The sequence below is a fragment of the Streptomyces xylophagus genome (assembly GCF_000716435.1).
GTDB lineage: Bacteria > Actinomycetota > Actinomycetes > Streptomycetales > Streptomycetaceae > Streptomyces > Streptomyces xylophagus.
On the sequence record NZ_JNWO01000154.1, the window covers coordinates 1 to 404 of the forward strand.

Genomic DNA, 404 nt, shown 5'->3' on the forward strand with positions numbered 1-404 from the left:
GTATCCGTAGATTGAGAGATAGCCCGGAGCAGTCATGTTACTTTCAACGTGACGCTTGATTACCTCCACGCCTCTATCAACAGTGAAAGCGAAGCTAGGATTGAGACGAGTCAAGAGGTCTGCGACCTCGCGCACATTGCTGTGATTCCAATTGAGTGCAGGCATTGGCGTGTTTTCCTTTCTAGGGTTAGCGGTGGTAAATCCAACCGCGATAGACTTCGCAGTAAGCTTCGCTGAACGTCTTAGCGGCCTTGTGGAGCGCGTCGCCCGCGTCGCCTAAACCACGGTCCCAATAGCCAACGCCGTGGCCTTGACGCGAAAACCAAAAGTCATGGCCCGCCTGCTCTTCGGAGTAGCCATGCGACTCGGCCAAGCGGTCGAGCCATTGCCGGACGAAACAGCCA

General features: G+C 55.2%; 1 protein-coding gene. It reads right to left on the reverse strand.

Annotated features, from left to right (window positions below):
* Positions 1-187: 187 nt before the first annotated feature.
* Positions 188-404, reverse strand: a 217-nt coding sequence (locus OO70_RS56570; RefSeq protein ID WP_234337165.1) for a hypothetical protein, incomplete at its 5' end; no start/stop codon positions are given.